Source organism: Staphylococcus sp. 11-B-312 (assembly GCF_016743055.1).
In the GTDB taxonomy this organism is placed as follows: Bacteria; Bacillota; Bacilli; order Staphylococcales; family Staphylococcaceae; genus Staphylococcus; species Staphylococcus ureilyticus.
On sequence record NZ_CP068241.1, the window covers coordinates 1,446,332 to 1,467,238 of the forward strand.

The 20,907-nt window shown below is 30.9% G+C and carries 23 protein-coding genes; 21 read left to right on the forward strand and 2 right to left on the reverse strand.

Features of this window, described 5'->3' with window-relative positions; genetic code table 11:
* Positions 1-41 precede the first annotated feature (41 nt).
* The 5 genes from JG554_RS06955 to JG554_RS06975 all read left to right on the forward strand — a co-directional run bounded on the left by JG554_RS06955 (position 42) and on the right by JG554_RS06975 (position 7,570).
* On the forward strand, positions 42-1,175 hold the full coding sequence (locus tag JG554_RS06955) for a THUMP domain-containing class I SAM-dependent RNA methyltransferase (RefSeq protein WP_064208950.1): 1,134 nt from the start codon (positions 42-44) through the stop codon (positions 1,173-1,175).
* A 32-nt stretch (positions 1,176-1,207) separates the two neighbouring features.
* Entirely contained in the window at positions 1,208-2,113 is a 906-nt protein-coding gene (rarD, locus tag JG554_RS06960; RefSeq protein ID WP_046208249.1) for an EamA family transporter RarD, read from the forward strand.
* 246 nt (positions 2,114-2,359) lie between these two features.
* Positions 2,360-2,995, forward strand: coding sequence for an SDR family oxidoreductase (locus JG554_RS06965; RefSeq protein ID WP_070038184.1), 636 nt, complete (start codon positions 2,360-2,362; stop codon positions 2,993-2,995).
* Positions 2,996-3,226: 231 nt separating this feature from the next.
* Positions 3,227-6,673 (forward strand): dynamin family protein, encoded by a 3,447-nt coding sequence (locus JG554_RS06970; RefSeq protein ID WP_070038181.1) that lies wholly within the window; start codon positions 3,227-3,229, stop codon positions 6,671-6,673.
* A gap of 15 nt (positions 6,674-6,688) precedes the next feature.
* The gene (locus JG554_RS06975) at positions 6,689-7,570 is read left to right on the forward strand and encodes a 5'-3' exonuclease (RefSeq protein ID WP_046208252.1); all 882 of its coding nucleotides are present in this window, start codon (positions 6,689-6,691) and stop codon (positions 7,568-7,570) included.
* Between the two features lie 281 nt (positions 7,571-7,851).
* On the opposite strand, the gene JG554_RS06980 is transcribed toward JG554_RS06975, so the two are convergent.
* Positions 7,852-8,262: a ribonuclease HI family protein gene (locus JG554_RS06980; protein WP_046208253.1), complete on the reverse strand. Its 411-nt coding sequence runs from the start codon at positions 8,260-8,262 to the stop codon at positions 7,852-7,854.
* Positions 8,263-8,432: 170 nt separating this feature from the next.
* On the opposite strand from JG554_RS06980, the gene JG554_RS06985 reads away from it, so the two are divergent.
* Positions 8,433-8,978, forward strand: a complete 546-nt coding sequence (locus JG554_RS06985) for an RBBP9/YdeN family alpha/beta hydrolase (RefSeq protein ID WP_225309918.1) — start codon at positions 8,433-8,435, stop codon at positions 8,976-8,978.
* A gap of 92 nt (positions 8,979-9,070) precedes the next feature.
* Here the strand turns inward: JG554_RS06985 and JG554_RS06990 are convergent, their stop codons facing one another.
* Positions 9,071-9,775: a queuosine precursor transporter gene (locus JG554_RS06990; RefSeq protein WP_046208255.1), complete on the reverse strand. Its 705-nt coding sequence runs from the start codon at positions 9,773-9,775 to the stop codon at positions 9,071-9,073.
* A 253-nt stretch (positions 9,776-10,028) separates the two neighbouring features.
* Here JG554_RS06990 and JG554_RS06995 point away from each other — a divergent pair, with 253 nt between their 5' ends.
* From JG554_RS06995 to JG554_RS07065, 15 genes are all read left to right on the forward strand, one after another.
* Positions 10,029-10,223, forward strand: coding sequence for a zinc-finger domain-containing protein (locus tag JG554_RS06995; protein WP_046208256.1), 195 nt, complete (start codon positions 10,029-10,031; stop codon positions 10,221-10,223).
* 16 nt (positions 10,224-10,239) lie between these two features.
* A complete protein-coding gene (locus JG554_RS07000) occupies positions 10,240-10,497 on the forward strand; it encodes a NifU N-terminal domain-containing protein (RefSeq protein WP_046208257.1) in 258 nt (85 codons plus the stop codon).
* Between the two features lie 19 nt (positions 10,498-10,516).
* Positions 10,517-11,635 carry a conserved virulence factor C family protein gene (locus JG554_RS07005; protein WP_046208258.1) on the forward strand — a complete coding sequence of 373 codons (1,119 nt, stop codon included), beginning with the start codon at positions 10,517-10,519 and terminating at the stop codon, positions 11,633-11,635.
* A 35-nt stretch (positions 11,636-11,670) separates the two neighbouring features.
* Positions 11,671-12,108: a bacilliredoxin BrxA gene (gene brxA, locus JG554_RS07010; RefSeq protein ID WP_046208259.1), complete on the forward strand. Its 438-nt coding sequence runs from the start codon at positions 11,671-11,673 to the stop codon at positions 12,106-12,108.
* A gap of 364 nt (positions 12,109-12,472) precedes the next feature.
* Entirely contained in the window at positions 12,473-13,429 is a 957-nt protein-coding gene (locus JG554_RS07015) for a thymidylate synthase (protein WP_070038173.1), read from the forward strand.
* Positions 13,430-13,507: 78 nt separating this feature from the next.
* Complete coding sequence (locus tag JG554_RS07020) at positions 13,508-13,993, forward strand: dihydrofolate reductase (RefSeq protein WP_046208261.1); 486 nt, start codon at positions 13,508-13,510, stop codon at positions 13,991-13,993.
* Between the two features lie 9 nt (positions 13,994-14,002).
* Complete coding sequence (locus tag JG554_RS07025) at positions 14,003-14,842, forward strand: DegV family protein (RefSeq protein WP_046208262.1); 840 nt, start codon at positions 14,003-14,005, stop codon at positions 14,840-14,842.
* Positions 14,843-14,971: 129 nt separating this feature from the next.
* A complete protein-coding gene (gene msrA, locus JG554_RS07030) occupies positions 14,972-15,499 on the forward strand; it encodes a peptide-methionine (S)-S-oxide reductase MsrA (protein ID WP_046208263.1) in 528 nt (175 codons plus the stop codon).
* On the forward strand, positions 15,492-15,920 hold the full coding sequence (gene msrB / locus JG554_RS07035; protein WP_046208264.1) for a peptide-methionine (R)-S-oxide reductase MsrB: 429 nt from the start codon (positions 15,492-15,494) through the stop codon (positions 15,918-15,920). The genes msrA and msrB overlap by 8 nt, the downstream gene beginning before the upstream one ends.
* A 14-nt stretch (positions 15,921-15,934) precedes the next feature.
* The gene (locus JG554_RS07040) at positions 15,935-16,438 is read left to right on the forward strand and encodes a PTS sugar transporter subunit IIA (protein WP_046208265.1); all 504 of its coding nucleotides are present in this window, start codon (positions 15,935-15,937) and stop codon (positions 16,436-16,438) included.
* A complete protein-coding gene (locus JG554_RS07045; RefSeq protein ID WP_046208266.1) occupies positions 16,438-16,659 on the forward strand; it encodes a YozE family protein in 222 nt (73 codons plus the stop codon). The genes JG554_RS07040 and JG554_RS07045 overlap by 1 nt, the downstream gene beginning before the upstream one ends.
* Before the next feature lie 158 nt (positions 16,660-16,817).
* Positions 16,818-18,299 carry a S41 family peptidase gene (locus tag JG554_RS07050; protein ID WP_070038171.1) on the forward strand — a complete coding sequence of 494 codons (1,482 nt, stop codon included), beginning with the start codon at positions 16,818-16,820 and terminating at the stop codon, positions 18,297-18,299.
* Positions 18,300-18,314: 15 nt separating this feature from the next.
* The gene (locus tag JG554_RS07055; protein ID WP_064208958.1) at positions 18,315-18,824 is read left to right on the forward strand and encodes a GNAT family N-acetyltransferase; all 510 of its coding nucleotides are present in this window, start codon (positions 18,315-18,317) and stop codon (positions 18,822-18,824) included.
* Between the two features lie 10 nt (positions 18,825-18,834).
* Positions 18,835-19,908 carry an undecaprenyldiphospho-muramoylpentapeptide beta-N-acetylglucosaminyltransferase gene (locus tag JG554_RS07060; protein ID WP_046208269.1) on the forward strand — a complete coding sequence of 358 codons (1,074 nt, stop codon included), beginning with the start codon at positions 18,835-18,837 and terminating at the stop codon, positions 19,906-19,908.
* 18 nt (positions 19,909-19,926) lie between these two features.
* Positions 19,927-20,541: a phosphatase PAP2 family protein gene (locus tag JG554_RS07065; protein WP_046208270.1), complete on the forward strand. Its 615-nt coding sequence runs from the start codon at positions 19,927-19,929 to the stop codon at positions 20,539-20,541.
* Positions 20,542-20,907: the final 366 nt, after the last annotated feature.

Consider the following 20,907-nt stretch of genomic DNA (forward strand, 5'->3'; position numbering starts at 1 on the left):
GATAAAATAAAATTAAATCTACTTAAAAAAGGAGCAAAACAATGTATCAATTATTAGCTGTGTGCCCAATGGGGTTAGAAGCAGTTGTTTCTAAGGAAATTCAAGAACTTGGTTATACAACAACAGTAGAAAACGGCAAAATCTTTTTCGAAGGTGATGAAGCAGCAATAGTTAAATGTAATTTATGGTTAAGAACTGCTGATAGAATAAAGATTGTTGTTGGACAATTTAATGCAACAACATTTGATGAATTATTTGAAAAGACAAAAGAACTCCCTTGGGAAACAATCATCGAAAAAGAAGGAAACTTTCCAGTACAAGGTCGTAGTGTAAAATCTACTTTGTATAGTGTGCCAGATTGCCAAGCAATCGTTAAAAAAGCAATAGTAGAGCGTTTAAAATCTGCTTATAAAGAAAAAGGGTGGCTAGATGAATCGGGAGCTAAATATCCAGTGGAAGTATCTCTATTAAAGGATAAAGCACTACTGACAATAGATACTTCTGGATCAGGACTTAACAAACGTGGTTATAGACTAGCTCAAGGTGAAGCACCTATAAAGGAAACACTTGCTGCTAGTTTAATTAAATTAGCAAATTGGACAGGTGATACACCATTGATTGATCCATTTTGTGGTTCTGGAACGATTGCGATTGAGGCATGTTTAATTGCTCAAAATATTGCACCCGGTTTTAATCGAGATTTCGTTTCAGAAACATGGGATATTATGCCTGATAGATTATACGATGAATTGAGAGATGAAGCTGATCAACAAGCTAATTATGATAGACCTTTAAAGATATATGCATCAGATATTGACCCAGAAATGATAGAAATTGCACGTAGAAATGCTGAAGAGGTTGGCTTATCAGACATTATTAACTTTAAAGTTCAAGATGTTAACACTTTATCAATTGAGTCGGCAGAACCAGTTGCATTGATTGGCAATCCACCTTATGGTGAACGCATTGGCGATAGAGCAGAAGTGGAAGAAATGTATCGTTATATCGGCCAATTAATGCAGGAGCATCCTTACTTATCAACTTATATTTTAACAAGTAACAATGAATTTGAATTTTTAGTTAATCAAAAAGCAACCAAAAGACGAAAGTTATTTAATGGTTATATAGAGTGTACTTACTATCAGTACTGGGGGAGTAAAAAACCTAAAAAATAGACTGCATGAGCAATCAGAAAGAGGTGTGACAAATGAATAACGAGTTTAAAAAAGGCATATTTTTTGCTTTTGGTGCATATATTTTATGGGGGATTTTACCTATATATTGGGATTTAATAGAAGATATTGGTGCTTTTGAAATATTAGCTTTTAGAATTATACTTTCAATGATATTTATGTTAATAGTGGTAGTCGTCACTAACAATACAGCACCATTTAAACGTGATTTACAACAGCTCATAGCAAATCCTATACAACTCATTGCTATCATAGCTGCTGGTTATGTAATAACAATTAATTGGGGCACTTTTATATGGGCTGTTACGAATGGCCACGTATTGCAATCCAGTTTAGGCTACTACATTAATCCACTCGTAAGTATTCTATTAGCGTTAATTTTTCTTAAAGAGCGATTTAATAAATTAGAATGGATTGCCATTGGATTTGCAGTTATCGGTGTTTTGTATATGACTATAAGAGTCGGTGTATTCCCTAGTATTTCGTTACTACTAGCATGTTCATTTGGTATTTACGGATTGATTAAAAAAATCGTACCGATTGATGCAATCAGTAGTATTACAATAGAATGCATTGTTACTGCACCAGCAGGCATTATATACCTATGGTACATATGGCAACAAGGTAGTTTAACGTTTGGCTATAATACCTCATCTTTCTGGTTAATCTTCTCAGGAGCTGTAACGGCAATTCCACTTATACTATTCTCAGCTGGCGCCCGTAGAATTCCGCTATCACTGACTGGTTTTATACAATATATCGGACCGACAATTATGTTTGTATTAGGTATTTTCTTATTCAAAGAACCTTTTAGCATCGATCAATTTATTACATTTATTTTTATTTGGGTTGGCATTGTAATTTATAGTATTTCACAATATGTAAAAATTAAAAAGAATAATAACCCTGTTATTCACTAAACGATATTTTCAATTCCGTAAAGGTAACTTTATATAAGTTATCTTTACGATTTTTATTATGTTTTGAAATTGTTCAAAACATGTTTACATATCAAATCGGTCATTTTATTATATTCAATGTCGCAAATATATCATTAGTATAAATTATGCATTTGTAGTATTGTAAAATTAGATAAAAAGTGAACCAATCGAAAATTTATTATATACACTATTATTTTTAATCATATATTATAATGGAGTGATTATATGACGAGAGTATTAATATTAGGGGCAAATGGAGCTATTTCTAAAGCAGCTATTAATTCTTTTTTAGAAAACACCTCATATACGCTGAGATTATTTTTAAGAGACGCTAACAGATTACCTGATTATGCATCAGATCGCATCCGTGTACGTGAAGGAGATGCTACAAACTTCGAGGATGTTAACAGTGCAATGGAAGATGTAGATATTGTATTTGCTAGCCTTTCTGGTGAATTAGATAAAGAAGCAAGTACTATTGTTAAAGCTATGGAACAAAATCACGTTGATCGTTTAATATTTGTAGCGGCTCTTGGTATTTACAATGAGGTACCAGGTAAATTTGGTGAATGGGTAAATAAACAAATCCATAATCACTTACCTATTTATAAACAAGCAGCTGATATCATTGAAAGTTCAAACCTCGATTATACTATTTTAAGACCTGCATGGTTATCAGATATTAACGAAATTGATTATGAGATTAGTCATAAAAATGAATTATTTAAGGGAACAGAAGTTTCCAGAAAAAGTGTTGCTGCTGTTGCAGTCCAAATTGCCAAAAACCCTGAACTGTATTTAAAAGAAAACATTGGTATTAACAAACCTAATACTGATTTTAATAAACCAAGATGGAAATAAAAATAAAATTGTAAAATCGACTAATTTATTAATGATTGCGAATACCACCAGTTAAGGTGGTATTTTTAATTTTAAATTAAGTCACATTCAATAAGTGGAAAATACTTTTTACATTTCTACTTATAAAACATTGCTAAATACAATTTAATTTTGCTAACTTACTTTAGACGCACATTAATTTGTTATACAATAGAAATTAATTACATATAAGTAATAAAGGGGATACATAACATGTCTAAAACGAAGCAACTCGATATACTATATAAATTAAAAAAAGAGGTTGAAAAATCAAACAATCATAGATTGATTCATATTATAAATCAAGTCATTAAAAAAATATTTTTAGAACAGTTTACTGCTACTTTTGTCGGCCATTTTTCAGCAGGCAAATCCACACTTATCAATATGCTACTAGAAGAAAGCATACTACCAAGTTCACCAGTGCCCACAACCAGTAACACAGCAATTGTCTCTGTATCAGATGAACCAGGTATTATAGCTAATTTGAACAACCAAAAATATACTTTATTAACAAACTACGATGAAGTTAAACAAATGAATCGTGAAAATATTGACGTTGAATCTGTAGAAATTAAATTTCCTTCTGATAAATTTAATAAAGGGTTCACACTTCAAGATACACCAGGCGTTGATTCAAATGTATCAACACACCAATCTAGTACTGAAGAATTTATGTATACAAGTAATGTTTTATTTTACACAGTAGACTATAACCATGTTCAATCTGCAATGAATTTTCAATTTATGAAACAGCTGAACTATGCTGGTGTTCCGGTCGTTTTTGTTATCAACCAAATAGATAAACATCATGAATCGGAAATTCCATTCGACACATTTAAACAACGCGTTGAAAAATCAATTGCTGAATGGGAAATCAAATTAGATCAAATATTTTATGTTTCTAAATTTGAACATGAACACAACCAAATTCAAGCACTTTCAGATTATCTCATCGATAAAGATCAACATAGAGAATCAATGGCGGATTATGTGGAGCGTACTGTGAATTTTATTACAGACGAACAACTATCTTTTATACAACATGAAATTCAAACGATTCTAAATGAGCTAGATATATTTGAAGAAGACTTTGACCAAGCATATTTAAACTTTCAACAACATCAACAAGTAAGTGAAGAAGCGAAGTTACTTAATAACCCTGATCAATTGTATGATTTCTTAAAACAAAAGCGTAAAGCGATTCTCGACAATGCATATGTTATGACGCACGATACTAGAGAAAAAATAAGAACTTATTTAGAGAGCAAAACTAAAGACTTTAAAGTAGGCGGCATATTCAATAAAAAGAAAAAAACATTAGAAACGCAACAAATTAGACTTCAAGAATTACTTGAGCAATTACAAGAAAAAGTAAATCAAGAAATACGCCAACCTTTGAGAGAAGATATGTCATTTTTAACGCGATTTATTAACTCATCCGAAGTAAATGATGCGATTTTAAACCAACACTATCAAATGCCTCCAAATCTCATAGATGATTTGTATCAAATGCAAATATCTATTAGTAATCAATATGTTTTAACATTTTCAGATGACTTAATGAAATCTATTAAACAATTTATTATTAAAGAAACTGAACCATTATTTGAGAAAGCAATCAGCCATTCTCAAGCAAACGACATTGGCACAGAAGAAGTAGAAGATTACAATGATTATGTTAAATTTATGGAGTTGCGTAATCTAAGAGAATCACTTGAAACACAAAATTATAGACACTACTACATTCATATTGATGATTCACTAGATAAATTAATAGATAGAGAAGAAATCACATATCAAGCTAAACCAGAGCATTCAGAAGTTCAAAAACAGAATCGTTCTAATACCACTAAAACAAAAACAACGGATACTTCAATTCAAGATATAAAAAATTCATTAAACTTGATAAAAGATATTCCATTATTCGAACAAACAAAACAAGATATCAACGATACACTGAAACGCCTAGATCATAAAATCATTAAAATAGGTGTTTTCGGGACGTTCAGTGCTGGAAAAAGTAGTTTAATCAACGCACTACTAGGCGATGCATATCTTGTTAGTTCACCAAATCCTACAACAGCAGCAATGACAGAACTGACATACGGTGAAGAAAGTCAAATTACACTTAAATCACCTGAGCAAATCTTAGAAGAGTTAAACCAATTATTTGAATTGGAAAACAAAACTTTTGATTCAATAGAGGCATTTTTAAATCAAAACACAGAAAAACTAACAGCATCTTTAGAAAAAAACAAATTAGCATTTATCAATGCGATTGAGAAACATTATGCGATGTATCAAGAAATGTTAGAACAAGGTTTAACACATACCATTGCACGGGATGAAATAAAAAAATGGAGTGCAGAAGACGAATATGCAACCTTTGTAAATACAGTTCATTTGAAATTACCTATCGATTGGTTGAAAGATAAAGTTATCGTAGATTCACTTGGGTTACATTCCAATAATCAACGTCATACAAATGAAACAGAAAAGATTTTAACTTCTTCAGATTTAATACTTTATGTAAGTTATTTTAATCATTCATTCACAGATAATGACAAACGCTTTATAGAACATATGAAAGAAATGAACCAATTAAGTGAAAATCAAGCATTTAAAATGGTCATAAATGCAACTGATTTAGCTGAAACTGAAGAAGACTTAAATGCAGTCATAAACTATGTAAGTGATGCACTTAACCAAGTAAATATGAATTCGGACATTTTTGCAGTTTCGAGTCGAGAAGCTTTAAAAACAGGAGACTTAGGAATTGATAAACTAAAAAATAGTATAAACTATTTTACTCAAGTTGAGTCTAAAGATATATTGCAACAACAAATGACGAAACAATTAACCAATATTTCAGAAGCATTTGACCAAATGATAGAAGACGCACAGCATAATCAATCTAAAATTAAGCAACGTAAAAACAAACTCGAGCAGTATCATAATCAAATATTACTGAATAATAATATATTACAAATTGCCGTGCAGCGTGCTTCAAATGAAGTTGAAGATCAAATTTATCACCTCAATGAACGTTTGAAAATTCAGTTGTTAGATGAAGTTAAATCAATTTATAATGGGCAAATGACACAGAGCAACAACTTTAACGAAGCAAAACGTCATTCCACAAAGCAATACTTAGATCAAATTCATCAAAGATTGTATTTAGAACAATCCTTACTAGTGGAACGTGTTAAAAAGTATTTCATTCAACAAATACATGAAGAAATTGCTCCTTTAAAACAAAAATTAGAGCAATTACACATTTTCATTGAACCTGAATTTAATAAGAGTAATATAGAACTAGACGATCCTTATTTAAAAATTGATTTAAGTCAAATGCTTTCCGCTTTGCCTAAATCATTAACGAAAAAGAACATCTTGCAGCCAAAAATGCAAAATGAAGTTCAAACCACAATAACTCAAAACACGCTCGTACAACTTAAACCTTGTATAGCTGAATTAAGAAAAGCATTAATTGAAATCGTGAATAATTTGAATAATGATGCAGAAATAAAATTCAATCAGTATGAAAAAGATATACACACACAAATTAAACAACTCTTAGCATTTGAAATGGATCATTCTTTAATAAAACAACTCCAAGAAACAAATAGCGAATTAAAAGCTCAGTTGTTAATTTAGAAAGAGGTACTTACGATGTCCAAAAAGATATTATTAATAGACGGTATGGCTCTGCTGTTTCGTCATTTTTACGCAACTAGCCTACACAAACAATTCATGAGAAATTCATCAGGTATTCCTACAAACGGTGTTCAAGGGTTTGTTCGTCATGTATTTACTGCGATAAACGAAATACAACCTTCACATGTGGCTGTGTGTTGGGATATGGGTAAATCTACATTTCGAAATGAAATGTTTGACGGATATAAACAAAATCGACCCGCACCACCAGAAGAATTGATACCACAATTTGATTATGTTAAAGAAATATCAAACCAATTTGGATTTGTAAATATTGGTGTCCAAAATTATGAAGCAGATGATGTAATAGGCACTTTGGCACATCAATATTCACAACAAAATCAAATTTTTGTAATCACTGGTGACAAAGATATTCTACAATGTATTAATCCTAATGTTGAAATTTGGTTAACTAAAAAAGGATTTAACTTATACAACCGCTATACATTAGACAGATTTCAAAATGAATATGGATTAAATCCGCTACAATTAATAGATGTTAAAGCATTTATGGGAGATAGTGCTGATGGTTATCCTGGTGTTAAAGGGATTGGTGAAAAAACTGCTATAAAACTTATTCAAAATCATGGTTCTGTTGAAGCAGTGATTGACGCTTTAAACGAATTGACACCTGGTCAAAGACATAAAATAGAAGATAATTTATACAATTTGAAACTTTCTAAATCACTAGCTAAAATTCATACAGAAGTACCTATTAATACTTCTGATTTATTAAACGACATGAAGTTTGGGACGGATTTAGCTGAAATACTAAATATTTGTAAAGAACATGAACTCTATGTATCAGGAAAATACTTAGCTACACATTTTAGTTAAATAAAAAATAAAGGGCTCATACGTATTCAAATAAATACGTACGAGTCCTTTATAATTATTGTCTAATCCTTTTCATCGTACATGTTTAACGAGATAAAAATGATATCCTTCTATCCTGTAGTCACACTCATATATTTTAAAATAAAGGTTTAAATTCAAAAAATGTGTTTAGAATCATCTATTAAAAGTTTCTCACTATAGAAAGGGACTATTTCTGATTTTCGTCATAATAAGTTTTCAAATATCCTACTGACTTTGAATTGTTAAGATACTGTTTTGATTTAACGCTTTTTTGCTCTTGTTTTAGTAATTTTATATAAGGCATTTTTGGCATGATGATTTGCTTCTTTATTTTGATTCCTTGGAACCCATTTAACAAACAATAAATCAAAATATGACTCTAATGATTTTATTTTGAGCAAGTAATTTATAAACTGCTTATTTTTTACTTGTCCTTTGTTCATACTATCTTCTATTAATTTCGAATCAGTGTATACGAGTGCTGTAGTAATCCCGTGGTGTTTTGCACATTCCAATGCAAATACGAAAGCTGCCCATTCTGCACTATGATTGTCTAAGATTCCTAAATCACAGTCATAATGCAATCGTTCTTGCTCAGTAATGATAACGATAGAACATGCGCTTTGACCAGGATTGCCTGCTGTAGCAGCATCAAAATATATTTTCGCCATAAATTCACCTTCAAATTTAATAAGTTAATTTTATATTATCAAAAGAACATAAATAAGTATAATCATGTAGATGCATTTTTCTTGGAAAAATACATCAATATAACGTAAGCTATTACCGTCGTTAAAAAAGCACAACATTAATTTAATAAAGGATGATCTAATTGAAAAATATGTTTATTATACATGGCTATCAAGCTAGTACAAAAAGCCATTGGTTTCAATGGTTAGCCTCACAAATAGAGGCATATGGTTATAATGTTGAAATTATACACTTACCAAATTCTGATCATCCTGAACTTGATTCATGGTGTCAAGCAATAGATGATATTATTCAAAGTAAATTGAATTCAGAAACTATTATCGTTGCACATAGTTTGGGAGTCATATCAATATTACATTATTTAACTTCTGTTAAGCCTCATTCAAAAATAAAAGGCCTTTTTCTAGTTTCAGGTTTTAACGAAAAGTTATCGAACATACCCGAATTAAATCAATATATAGATAACACACGTATAAAACTCGATAAATTATGCGCGCAACACATTATTACAATTGGTGCTTTAAATGATCCAGTAGTGAATATAGACGCGACAGATAGATTATCAAAACAATTAAATGTCAATACACATTATATAAATCATAACGGCCACTTTTTAGAAACTGAAGGGTATCACACATTCAAGTTCTTAAAAGAAAAGATAATTGAAATATTATAATTATATTAAATCACCAGAAATAAATAAGCCCGTAAATGAACTTATCTGTTAATCATTTACGGGCTTTTCCTCAGTTATATTAAAACATGTCATTAATAACCTTCATCTAATTTTTGTATTTTGCCTTTTCGGTACATTGATTTTGCCCAATAACCAAAAGGAACATTAAAGATAGTAGAAACAATTTTTAATAAATATGTTGTAATAAAGATTTCAAATACCGCTTCATTTGGCATTGCACCTAAAAAAGCAATGATGACAAATAACGCAGTATCCACGATATTACTTAAAATAGTACTACCATAAGCTCTTATAATAAATGTTCTATCTGAACTAAACACTTTTTTGATTAATGAGAAAAGTAATACATCTAAATGTTGTCCAATAATGTATGCTATAACCGAACCTAAAGCAATCCTTGGAACAATATTAAAAATAGATTCTAATGCTTTTTGTGTATTGTCTACCGGGGAAGGCGTGAAATGAAGCGAAAATTGCATCACGATAATCATCACCAATGTCGAACAAAAACCTAACCAAACTGCACGTTTAGCTATTTTGCGTCCGTAAATATCATTTAAAATATCAGTTGCTAAATAGATAGATGCAAACATAACATTTCCCAGGGTTGCTGAAATAGTAAAAATATCGATTGTTTTAATAACTTGGATATTAGCTATAATGGTGCCAATAGCAATCCATGCAATCAAACCATGTTTACCAAACAAACGATACATAGTAACTAATAATATGAATGTTACTAAAAAAGTAATAACGCCAAATATTTCATTAAACAATTTTATTCCTCCTAAATTTTGATAATGCGGGTGTTTAGAAACCGCAAAATAAACAACTACATTATTTTACTAGAAAATATTAAAAAAGCAAGTTCAAACTTCAACTGATTTTTTAAATATTTATACTAATGTTATATTTCATATTAATGATTAAACAATCGTTGTTACAAATGATATAATATCAACAAGTCTCAAATCTTATAATAAATTAACTAGTTGGGTACTTATAATTCATTTTTAGAAGTACAGGAGCGTGAAACGTATTCTAACCTATTCTGAAAAAGAGGCAATTGATGCCATAGACCAATTAATGAACACATATTGTAAAGCGTGTTTATTGAAACGTCATATAAAAAAGACAAACGGCAAAACACAAGCACATCATTTTTGTATTAATGAATGTTCTGTCGGAAAACAAATTAAGCAAATTGGCAATGAATTACAATAAAAAGGAGCATACGATTATGGAAATAATAAATATAGCTACGACACCAAATCCAAATACGATGAAAATTGATTTAAACATAGATAGTGGGGATAACAAACCTAACACATATACAAAAGTTAAAGAGGGACAACCTGACTTCATCAATGCAGTACTAGATGTAGAAGGTGTTAAATCTATATTTCAAGCAATGAATTTTATTTCTGTAGATAAAAATTCAGAAGTAGATTGGGATACACTTTTACCAAACATCACAAAAGCTCTAGAAGAAATATAAACATAAGGAGGGTGCCTTAATGGAAATAGTACGTGTTGAACCTACACCAAGTCCAAATACAATGAAAATTGTACTAAGTGAAAAAAGAGAAGATAACCAGTCTAATACTTATTCATCAGTCGCAGAAGGGCAACCTGATTTTATCAATGATGTTTTAGCAATTGATGGTGTTAAATCTATATTTCATGTAATGGATTTTTTGGCTGTAGATAAAAAACCAAAATTTGATTGGGAAGATGTTTTACCAAAAGTAACAGCAACACTCAATGATGAACAAGAAATAACTTCCGAAGCACAACCAGATGAACATTTTGGTGAAGTAAAAGCAGAGGTTTTGACATTCAAAGGTATTCCTTATCAAATTAAACTAACGACAAGTTCAGAAGAACAACGTAAACAATTACCTGAAATATATGTTGATAGCATGTTAGCTGCACAGAAAGATGATGATAATGTTGTGTTCCAACGTAAATGGGAAGATTTTGGAATACGCTATGGCGAACTCTCAGAGGTAATGGAAGACGTCGTTGAAGAAATAACGGCAATCTATCCTAAAGATCAATTGCAAAAACGAGTTGAAGAAGCTTTAGCATCCAACGTTACAATTCCTGAAACTAAATACCGACATGTAACATTGGAAGCATACCAAGCAACTGAAAGTTGGAAAGAACGATTAAGAATGCTAAAATCATTCCCAACACCTACAATTGAAGATTTACCGTTGCTCGGTGAGGTCGTGAGTGATGAACAGAAAACACCATTAAGACGTGAAGCAATTATACTCCTTGGAATGATTGAAGATGAAATCGTACTCCCATACCTCTATAAAGGCTTAAACGATAAAAGCCCTGCAGTAAGAAGAACTGCTGGTGATTGTTTAAGCGATTTAGGTTTCAAACAAGCATTACCAGAAATGGAAAAAGCATTAGACGATCCACATAAAATAGTCAGATGGAGAGCAGCAATGTTTATTTTTGATGAAGGTGGGCCAGAGCAGTTAAATTCACTTCGTGAACATGCTGACGATTCAGCCTATGAAGTGAAGCTGCAAATCGAAATGGCTATAACAAGAATTGAAAATGGCGATGAGGCATTAGGTTCCGTTTGGAAGCAAATTGCAAATCGAAATAATAGCTAAAGAAACTATCATTAAATGAAATAGGAGTGTTATAAATGAATGCTTATGAAGCATATATGAATGAACTCGCAACACAAATGCGCAGCGAACTCACAAATCACGACTTTAACAGTTTAGAAACTGCTGTTGATGTTGATAACTTTATGAATAATGTATCTGAAGATGAAACAACTTTTGTTGTGATTAATTCAACTTGTGGTTGTGCTGCTGGATTGGCAAGACCTGCTGCAGTTACTGTTGCAGAACAAAATGAAAAAAAACCAACAAATAAAGTGACTGTTTTTGCCGGTCAAGATAAAGAAGCAACCGAAGAAATGCGCGCTTTTATTCAACAAGTACCGTCCAGTCCGTCGTATGCATTGTTTAAAGGAAAAGAATTAAAACATTTTATGCCAAGAGAACATATAGAAGGTAGAGATATACAAGATATTTGTATGGATATTAAAGACATATTTGATGATTATTGTGATTAATCAATAAGACCAAGGCTGAGATATAAATAAATGTCTCAGCCTTAAATTGCTTTAATAACAAGTACAACATCCTTAATACTTATCATGCATTAATTTAATGAGCATATTTTTACTGTTTTTTGAGTAGTTTCTAGGTCATCCTTTTATTGATTATAACTATTTAAAAAGTTTATAATACTTCTAATTATTTATCATAATCATTAGAACAACCAGCCAATATTATTAAGGCATAAACTGAATACATATTTTATTCTCAAATTCCACTCATATTTTCACTTTACTAGTGGTTATTTCTTTAAATTATTGGTATTTTAAAATATGATTAACTATAAATAACTTTACTGTTGAAAGGAGTGTGTTCGTCATGCTAAATACATTTGATCAATCCTATCATGATCTTTGTAACGAAATATTAGAAATAGGAAAGCAAAAAGAAGACCGTACAAATACAGGTACTATTTCAAAATTCGGACATCAATTAAGGTTTGATTTGTCAAAAGGATTTCCATTGCTAACTACCAAAAAAGTATCATTTAAATTGATTGCAACTGAATTACTATGGTTTATCAAAGGCGATACAAATATTAAATATTTACTCCAATATAATAATAATATATGGAATGAATGGGCGTTTGAAAATTATATTAACTCAGTTGATTATAAAGGTCCAGACATGACAAACTTTGGTCATAGAGCCCAAACCGATGAGGCATTTAATAAAAAATATAAAGCGGAAATGCTTAAATTTAAAGAGCTAATTTTAAATGATGCGTCTTTTGCTAAAAAATATGGTGATTTAGGAAATGTTTATGGCAAACAATGGCGTGATTGGGAAGATAAAAATGGCAATCATTTTGATCAGTTAAAAACTGTTATCGAACAAATTAAACATCATCCGAATTCAAGACGCCATATTGTCTCAGCTTGGAATCCAACTGAAATCGATACTATGGCATTACCACCTTGTCACACAATGTTTCAGTTTTATGTCCAAGATGGGAAATTAAGTTGCCAATTATACCAAAGAAGTGCAGATATCTTTTTAGGTGTACCATTTAACATTGCTAGTTACAGTTTGCTGACACATTTAATTGCTAAAGAATGTGGTTTAGAGGTGGGTGAATTTATACACACATTCGGCGATGCTCATATTTATACAAATCATATGGAAGCTATTGAAACACAGTTGTCTCGTACAAGCTATGCGCCACCACAACTTAAAATAAATTCAGATAACTCTATTTTCGACATTAACTATGAAGATTTAGAAATAGTAAATTATGAATCACATCCAGCAATTAAAGCACCAATAGCTGTATAAAATTTTAAAAAATGATTAGTATTAATAATGATTTAATATAATTACTGATAATATTATATTACTATTAGGAGGGAAATTATGACACTTTCTATACTTGTTGCTCACGATCAGCAACGTGTTATTGGGGTAAATAATCAACTACCATGGCATTTACCAAATGATTTAAAGCATGTAAAAAAACTATCCACTGGCAATACACTTGTTATGGGCCGTGCAACATTTGATTCTATAGGAAAGCCGCTTCCTAATAGAAAAAACGTAGTATTAACAAGAAATAAATCATTCGCACATGACGGTGTAGATGTTATCCATTCAATTGACGAAATATATAATTTGCCAGGCCATGTGTTCATTTTTGGTGGACAAACATTATTTGAAGAAATGATTGATAAAGTCGATGATATGTATATTACAGTAATTGAAGATAAATATAATGGAGATACATTCTTTCCACCTTATACATTTGAAGAATGGGAAGTAGAATCTTCTATTCCGGGAACATTAGATGAAAAAAATACGATTCCACATACATTTCTACATTTAGTTCGTAAAGATACAACATAGGAGGAAAGAATAATGAAAATGAAAATTGTAACTGATTCAACATCAGATTTATCTCATGCTTATTTAAAAGATAATGATATACATGTCATCCCACTTAATTTAACTATTGATGGTAAGTCGTATGTAGATCAAGTCGACATTTCCTCTGAAGCATATATAAAAAAATTAGAAGAAAATGCTGATGTAAAAACGAGTCAACCAGCTATCGGTAATTTTATTGAGTTATATGATGAATTAGGCAAAGATGGTTCTGAAATCATTAGTATCCACATGACATCAGGGCTTAGCGGTACTTATCAAACCGCACTTCAAGCAAGTCAAATGACAGATAGTACGGTAACTGTCATAGATTCAAAATCTATTTCATTTGGATTAGGATATCAAGTCCAACATGTTGTAGATTGGAATAACCAAGGTTTTTCATCAGAAGAAATTGTTTCAAAAATAACTGACTTACAAAGTAATATAAAATTATATGTTGTTATTGGCCAATTAAATCAATTAATCAAAGGTGGTAGAATCAGTAAAACGAAAGGATTAATTGGTAATATGATGAAAATTAAGCCAATTGGGACGCTTGACGATGGTAAAATTGAACTCATTCATAATTCTCGTACTCAAAATGGTAGTATTCAATTTCTAAAAAAAGAAATCAGTACGTTTTTAGGAGATAAAAAAATTAAATCTATCGGTATCGCACACGCTAATATTTTAGAATTTGTGGATAAAATTAAAAAGCATTTTACCGAAGAATTTAATATCACTGAATATGATACAAATGTTACAACACCTATAATATCAACACACACTGGAGAAGGCGCAATAGGTCTAGTTGTTTTAAAATCATAAACTAATTTATAATAAATTAAGGTTCGTTTTAATTATTCTTTCATTTGTTAAATTTTCAAAACAATTTAATAGCTTATCACTGAAAATAATGATAACTTAATGACAAGATAATAAAAAAGGAGGTATACCATGGCATATGCGACATTAGCTGGGGGTTGTTTCTGGTGTTTGGTAAAACCGTTCACCTCTTATCCGGGCATTGAAAATGTTGTTTCTGGCTATAGTGGTGGACATGTTGAAAACCCTTCTTATGAAGATGTTAGTCATGGACAAACCGGCCATGTAGAAGCAGTACAAATCACATATAACTCTGAAATTACTTCCTTCGAGAACATTTTAGATGTTTATTTTAAAACATTTGATCCAACTGATAATGGCGGTCAATTTTTTGATAGAGGCGAACATTATCAACCAGCTATTTTTTATCATAATGAAGCACAAAAAAAAGCTGCAGAAGCAAAAATTCAAGAGTTAAATGAGCAGGCAATATTTAATAAACCCGTAATTACACCCATAAAACCATACAAAAACTTTTATCCTGCTGAATCCTATCATCAAGATTACTATAAAAAGAATCCATTGCATTATGAGCAATATCAACGTGGTTCTGGCAGAAAAAGTTTTATAGAAAAACATTGGGGGAAACAATATGATTAAGAAAAATAAAAATGATTTAACAGAAATGGAATACTTGGTAACTCAAGAAGATGGAACAGAGCCTCCTTTCCAAAATGAATATTGGAATCATTTTGAAAAAGGGGTTTATGTTGATAAAATTTCTGGTAAACCTTTATTTACCTCAGAAGAAAAATTTGAATCAGACTGTGGTTGGCCTAGTTTCTCAAAAGCTTTAGATGATGATGAAATCATAGAGCTCGTTGACAAAACATTTGGTATGGTGCGCACAGAAGTACGCTCTGAAGATGCGAACAGCCATTTAGGACATGTTTTCAATGATGGTCCAACTGAAAGTGGCGGTTTAAGATATTGTATTAACTCAGCTGCCGTGCAATTTATACCATTTGAAAAACTGGAAGAATTAGGTTACGGAGATTTAATACCACATTTTGAAAAATAAGGAGCGAACAAGACATGTTTAAAAAATTATTTGGTAAAGGTAAAGAAGTCGACAAAGAAACGAGTGTATATGCACCTATTACTGGAGAATATGTGAAAATAGAAGATATCCCAGATCCAGTGTTTGCGCAAAAAATGATGGGAGAAGGATTTGGAGTAAATCCAACTGATGGTGAAGTTGTTTCTCCAATCAATGGTAAAGTAGATAATATCTTCCCAACAAAACATGCAATTGGTTTACAAGCTGATAATGAACTTGAACTACTTGTTCATATTGGTTTAGATACAGTACAACTTGACGGAGAAGGTTTCGAAGTATTAGTCGAAAGTGGCGATACTGTTAGTGTGGGAGACCCATTATTACGTTTTGATTTAGATTATATAAAAGAAAATGCTAAATCAGTTATTTCTCCAATAATTGTTACAAACTCAGATAACACGTCATCTGTGGCAATTGCCGACGATATAACATCAGTAACTAAAGGTGAAACTAAAATTATTGATGTGACAATGAACTAATGAAAGATCATTCATTTTATCAATTTGCATTAACAGCACGTGGTCGAAAAGACGAAAAAGGCGAATTAGCTGAAGAAATTTTTGATGATTTGTCTTTTCCACGACAGGAAAAAGATTTTCATGCTCTATCAGATTACATTGAAATGCAAGGAAGTTATACCGTTTCAATGTCTGTTTTTGATAGTTTATATGATGAATATACTGAATGGTTAAAATTTTAGTCTTAGTTTATATTTGAGAGAATATAGTAAAGTATATTAAAATAATAAAGTATCATAGAGAGCTGGGATTAATCTTTAATGATTCAATCCCAGCTACTTTTATTTTCAAATCAATAAAATTTCGATTTGAATTATACATATATTTAGGAAGTGATAAAATGTCGGAAAGATCAGACATGCAAAATGAAAACCACGAAGAAACTAAAAATAACGATGCTAATAACAAATATTCCACTAAAAATATGAGCTTTAAACGGAAAAATTTCATTTTAACAATCATAAGTATTGTGCTTATAACAGCAGTTTTAACAGTTTTTGCAACCATAGCAGTCATGAACTGGACAAGTGGGTTAGATGGAAAACAAAGAACAGAAATGAAAAAGGTTGAAGATGTCTATAGTATTTTAAATAAGGAATATTATAAAAATACAGATTCAGAAAAAATATCGGAATCTGCAATTAAGGGAATGGTAAAAGATTTAGATGATCCATATTCGGAATATATGACTAAAAAAGAATCTAAATCGTTTAACGAGGATGTCTCAGGTGATTTTGTGGGTATTGGTGCAGAAATGCAAAAAAAGGGAGATAAAATTCAAATTACAAGCCCTATGAAAAACTCTCCTGCAGAAAAAGCTGGCATTCAACCTAAAGATGTAGTGACTAAGGTGAATGGTAAGTCTATTAAAGGCCAACCACTTGAAGCTATAGTCAAAAAAGTGCGTGGAAAACAAGGTTCAAAAGTTACATTAACAATTGAAAGAGCGAACCAAGAACACGACATCACTATTAAAAGGGATAAAATACATGTTAAGAGTGTTGAATATGAAAAACATGGTAATACTGGTGTGTTTACAATAAATAAATTTCAAAGTAGTACTTCTGGTGAATTAAAATCTTTAATTATTAAAGCTCATAAAGATGGAATTCGAAAAATTGTTCTAGATTTACGTAATAATCCTGGTGGATTGCTTGATGAAGCTGTGAAAATGGTAAATATTTTCGTGGATAAAGGAAAAACCGCAGTTCAACTTGAAAAAGGCGATCAAAAAGAACAAATAAAAACATCAAACGATGCAAGCAAAGAAGCTAAGAATATGGATGTTTCAATTTTAGTGAATAAAGGTTCGGCCAGCGCGTCAGAAGTATTCACTGGTGCTATGATGGATTATAATAAAGCTAAAGTTTACGGTTCAAAAACTTTTGGTAAAGGTATAGTACAAACCACACATGAATTTGATGATGGTTCTCTATTAAAATTTACGAATATGAAATGGTTGACTCCAAAATCTCGTTATATTCATGGGAAAGGCATTAATCCTGATACAAAAATTAATGAACCTGAATATCAATCTTTAAGCGTCATACCTAATACACAGACATACCAGTTGGGTGATGAAGACAAACATGTTAAAACAATTAAAGTGGGTCTATCTGCATTAAACTATCAGTCTAATAATAAATCTAAACGCTTTGATAAGGAATTAGAAGATGCTATTAAATCATTCCAAAAAGATAATAATTTAACAGTTAATGGAAAATTCAACAAACAAACCAATGATAAATTCACACAAGCTTTAGTTAATAAAGCAAATAAAGAAGATACTGTATTACAAACCCTATTAAACAAATTAAAATAAAGAGGTGAACCTCGCATGATAAGATTAGGTACCGTAGAAGATTTACCAACTATTTTAACGATTGTAGAAGAAGCAAAGTCAATAATGCAACAAGAAAACAACAACCAATGGGATGAACAATATCCATTAAAATCACATTTCAAAGAAGATATTAGTAAAGATTCATTGTTTGTTTTAGAAGAAAAAGATACAATTTTTGCCTTTATAGTTGTCGACCAGCAACAATCTGAGTGGTATGATGAACTGGCATGGCCAATTGATAGAAAAAATGCATACGTTATTCATAGATTGGCAGCCTCATCAGAATATAAAGGTGCTGCTACAAAATTATTTGATTTTGCTGTTAACCTTGCTTTACGAGATAATGTACATGTAATGTTAACTGACACTTTTGCATTGAATAAACGTGCTCAAGGATTATTCCAAAAATTTGGCTTTATCAAATTAGGTGAAGTAAATATTGATTATCCTCCTTTCGATAAAGGAGAACCATTCTATGCCTATTATAAAAAATTAGAAGAATAGAGGTAATAATATGACAAAAATCGCATTTACTGGTGGCGGTACTGTTGGACATGTTTCTGTTAATCTAAGTTTGATTCCAACAGCTTTAGAAGAAGGACATGAAGCATTTTATATCGGCTCCAAAAATGGTATGGAACGAGAAATGATTGAATCCCAATTACCAGAAATCCCATATCATAAAATTTCAAGCGGTAAATTAAGACGATACATCTCTTTTGAAAATATTAAAGATATTTTTAAAGTATTAAAAGGTATCTTCGATTCAAGACGCATATTAAAAAAAGAAAAACCTGACCTATTATTCTCAAAAGGTGGTTTTGTATCTGTGCCTGTAGTTATCGCTGCTAAATCCCTAAAAATTCCAACTATTATACATGAATCTGATTTAACACCCGGACTAGCAAATAAAATTGCTTTAAAGTTTGCTAAAAAGATTTATACAACCTTTGAGGATACATTACAATACCTGCCGAGTGAAAAAGCGGATTTTGTAGGTGCTACAGTGCGGGAAGATTTAAAAAGTGGTGATAAAAATAGAGGCTATCAGTTAACAGAATTTAAAGATAATAAAAAGGTTTTATTAATCATGGGTGGTAGCCTTGGAAGTAAAAAGTTAAATGATATTATTAGAGATAATTTAGACGCATTATTAAATAATTATCAAGTGATTCATTTAACTGGTAAAGGATTGCTGGATCAATCCTTGACAAATAAAGAAGGATACGTTCAGTTTGAATTTGTTAAAGACGATTTAACTGATTTATTAGCGATAACAGACACAGTTATTAGTCGTGCTGGCTCAAACGCTATATATGAATTCTTGGCATTAAGAATTCCAATGCTCTTAATTCCATTAGGCCTTGACCAATCTAGAGGAGATCAAATTGACAATGCGAAAAATTTTGAATCTAAAGGTTTTGGAAGAACAATTCCTGAAGACACTTTAACCGAGGATAAACTCATCGATCAGTTAAAAGATATCGAAACTCACCGTGAATCTATTATAACTCAGATGCAAACATACAAAGAAAGTTTTACACGCCAAGATTTATTTCATAAAATTATTAAAGATGCAAATAACTAATAATAGGGAGGATACGCAATGAGTCGTTGGAAAAGAATAAGTCTACTCATTATTTTTACATTAATTTTTGGCATTATTGCATCCTTCCATGAATCAAGATTAGGGAAATGGATAGACAATGAAGTTTATGAATTCATATATTCTTCTGAAAGTTTTATAACTACTACATTTTTCTTAGGAGTAACTAAAATCGGGGAAGTATGGGCAATGGTTTGTTTATCATTATTACTTATCGCCTATTTAATGCTTAAAAAATTAAATATAGAGGCACTTTTCTTTGCAATAGCAATGAGTTTATCAAGTACTTTAAACCCATTATTAAAAAACGTATTTGACAGAGAACGACCTACACTATTACGTCTCATAGATATCTCTGGTTTTAGTTTTCCAAGTGGACACGCAATGGGGTCAGCCGCTTTCTTTGGCAGTACCATTTACATTGCTAATCGTGTCTTGAAAGGTAAAACAAAAGGAATTATGATAGGTCTTTCAGCACTATTTATTATTTTAATTTCATCATCAAGAGTATATCTTGGTGTTCATTATCCAACTGATATCATTGCTGGTATCATTGGTGGTGCTTTTTGTGTCGTATTATCAACATTAATATTAAGACACAAATTAAAAATTTAAAAAATAACGAAATAGAACAAATGGCAATTTCTATATAAAATAGAAATTGCCATTTTTTAAATTCATCTGAGATACTTATATCTCAAACTTAATTTAATTGTGTCAAAAATTATTATAAAAACCGATTTCATAATGCAAACCGGTTTCTATATATACGTTGATTTACAACGTTAGTCTTTTACGGGCATATAAAAGGGGATATTTACGAAAATGATCAATTCTACTAAAACAAATATGTGTGGGGGGAATGTCTATGTAGTATTGATAATCATTTTCAATTACATTATACAACACTGAGAATAATTGTCAATTAGATTTCGAATATTTTCTTATTTTTTATTTCAACATCGTTATACTTATTTATAT

Excerpts from the sequence above, each read along its gene's own strand:
- JG554_RS06955 (WP_064208950.1), top strand. The coding sequence starts at position 42 with ATGTATCAATTATTAGCTGTGTGCCCAATGGGGTTAGAAGCAGTTGTT.
- rarD (WP_046208249.1), top strand. The coding sequence starts at position 1,208 with ATGAATAACGAGTTTAAAAAAGGCATATTTTTTGCTTTTGGTGCATAT.
- JG554_RS06965 (WP_070038184.1), top strand. The coding sequence starts at position 2,360 with ATGACGAGAGTATTAATATTAGGGGCAAATGGAGCTATTTCTAAAGCA.
- JG554_RS06970 (WP_070038181.1), top strand. The coding sequence starts at position 3,227 with ATGTCTAAAACGAAGCAACTCGATATACTATATAAATTAAAAAAAGAG.
- JG554_RS06975 (WP_046208252.1), top strand. The coding sequence starts at position 6,689 with ATGTCCAAAAAGATATTATTAATAGACGGTATGGCTCTGCTGTTTCGT.
- JG554_RS06980 (WP_046208253.1), bottom strand. The coding sequence starts at position 8,262 with ATGGCGAAAATATATTTTGATGCTGCTACAGCAGGCAATCCTGGTCAA.
- JG554_RS06985 (WP_225309918.1), top strand. The coding sequence starts at position 8,433 with ATGTTTATTATACATGGCTATCAAGCTAGTACAAAAAGCCATTGGTTT.
- JG554_RS07000 (WP_046208257.1), top strand. The coding sequence starts at position 10,240 with ATGGAAATAATAAATATAGCTACGACACCAAATCCAAATACGATGAAA.
- JG554_RS07005 (WP_046208258.1), top strand. The coding sequence starts at position 10,517 with ATGGAAATAGTACGTGTTGAACCTACACCAAGTCCAAATACAATGAAA.
- brxA (WP_046208259.1), top strand. The coding sequence starts at position 11,671 with ATGAATGCTTATGAAGCATATATGAATGAACTCGCAACACAAATGCGC.
- JG554_RS07015 (WP_070038173.1), top strand. The coding sequence starts at position 12,473 with ATGCTAAATACATTTGATCAATCCTATCATGATCTTTGTAACGAAATA.
- JG554_RS07020 (WP_046208261.1), top strand. The coding sequence starts at position 13,508 with ATGACACTTTCTATACTTGTTGCTCACGATCAGCAACGTGTTATTGGG.
- msrA (WP_046208263.1), top strand. The coding sequence starts at position 14,972 with ATGGCATATGCGACATTAGCTGGGGGTTGTTTCTGGTGTTTGGTAAAA.
- msrB (WP_046208264.1), top strand. The coding sequence starts at position 15,492 with ATGATTAAGAAAAATAAAAATGATTTAACAGAAATGGAATACTTGGTA.
- JG554_RS07040 (WP_046208265.1), top strand. The coding sequence starts at position 15,935 with ATGTTTAAAAAATTATTTGGTAAAGGTAAAGAAGTCGACAAAGAAACG.
- JG554_RS07045 (WP_046208266.1), top strand. The coding sequence starts at position 16,438 with ATGAAAGATCATTCATTTTATCAATTTGCATTAACAGCACGTGGTCGA.
- JG554_RS07050 (WP_070038171.1), top strand. The coding sequence starts at position 16,818 with ATGTCGGAAAGATCAGACATGCAAAATGAAAACCACGAAGAAACTAAA.
- JG554_RS07055 (WP_064208958.1), top strand. The coding sequence starts at position 18,315 with ATGATAAGATTAGGTACCGTAGAAGATTTACCAACTATTTTAACGATT.
- JG554_RS07060 (WP_046208269.1), top strand. The coding sequence starts at position 18,835 with ATGACAAAAATCGCATTTACTGGTGGCGGTACTGTTGGACATGTTTCT.
- JG554_RS07065 (WP_046208270.1), top strand. The coding sequence starts at position 19,927 with ATGAGTCGTTGGAAAAGAATAAGTCTACTCATTATTTTTACATTAATT.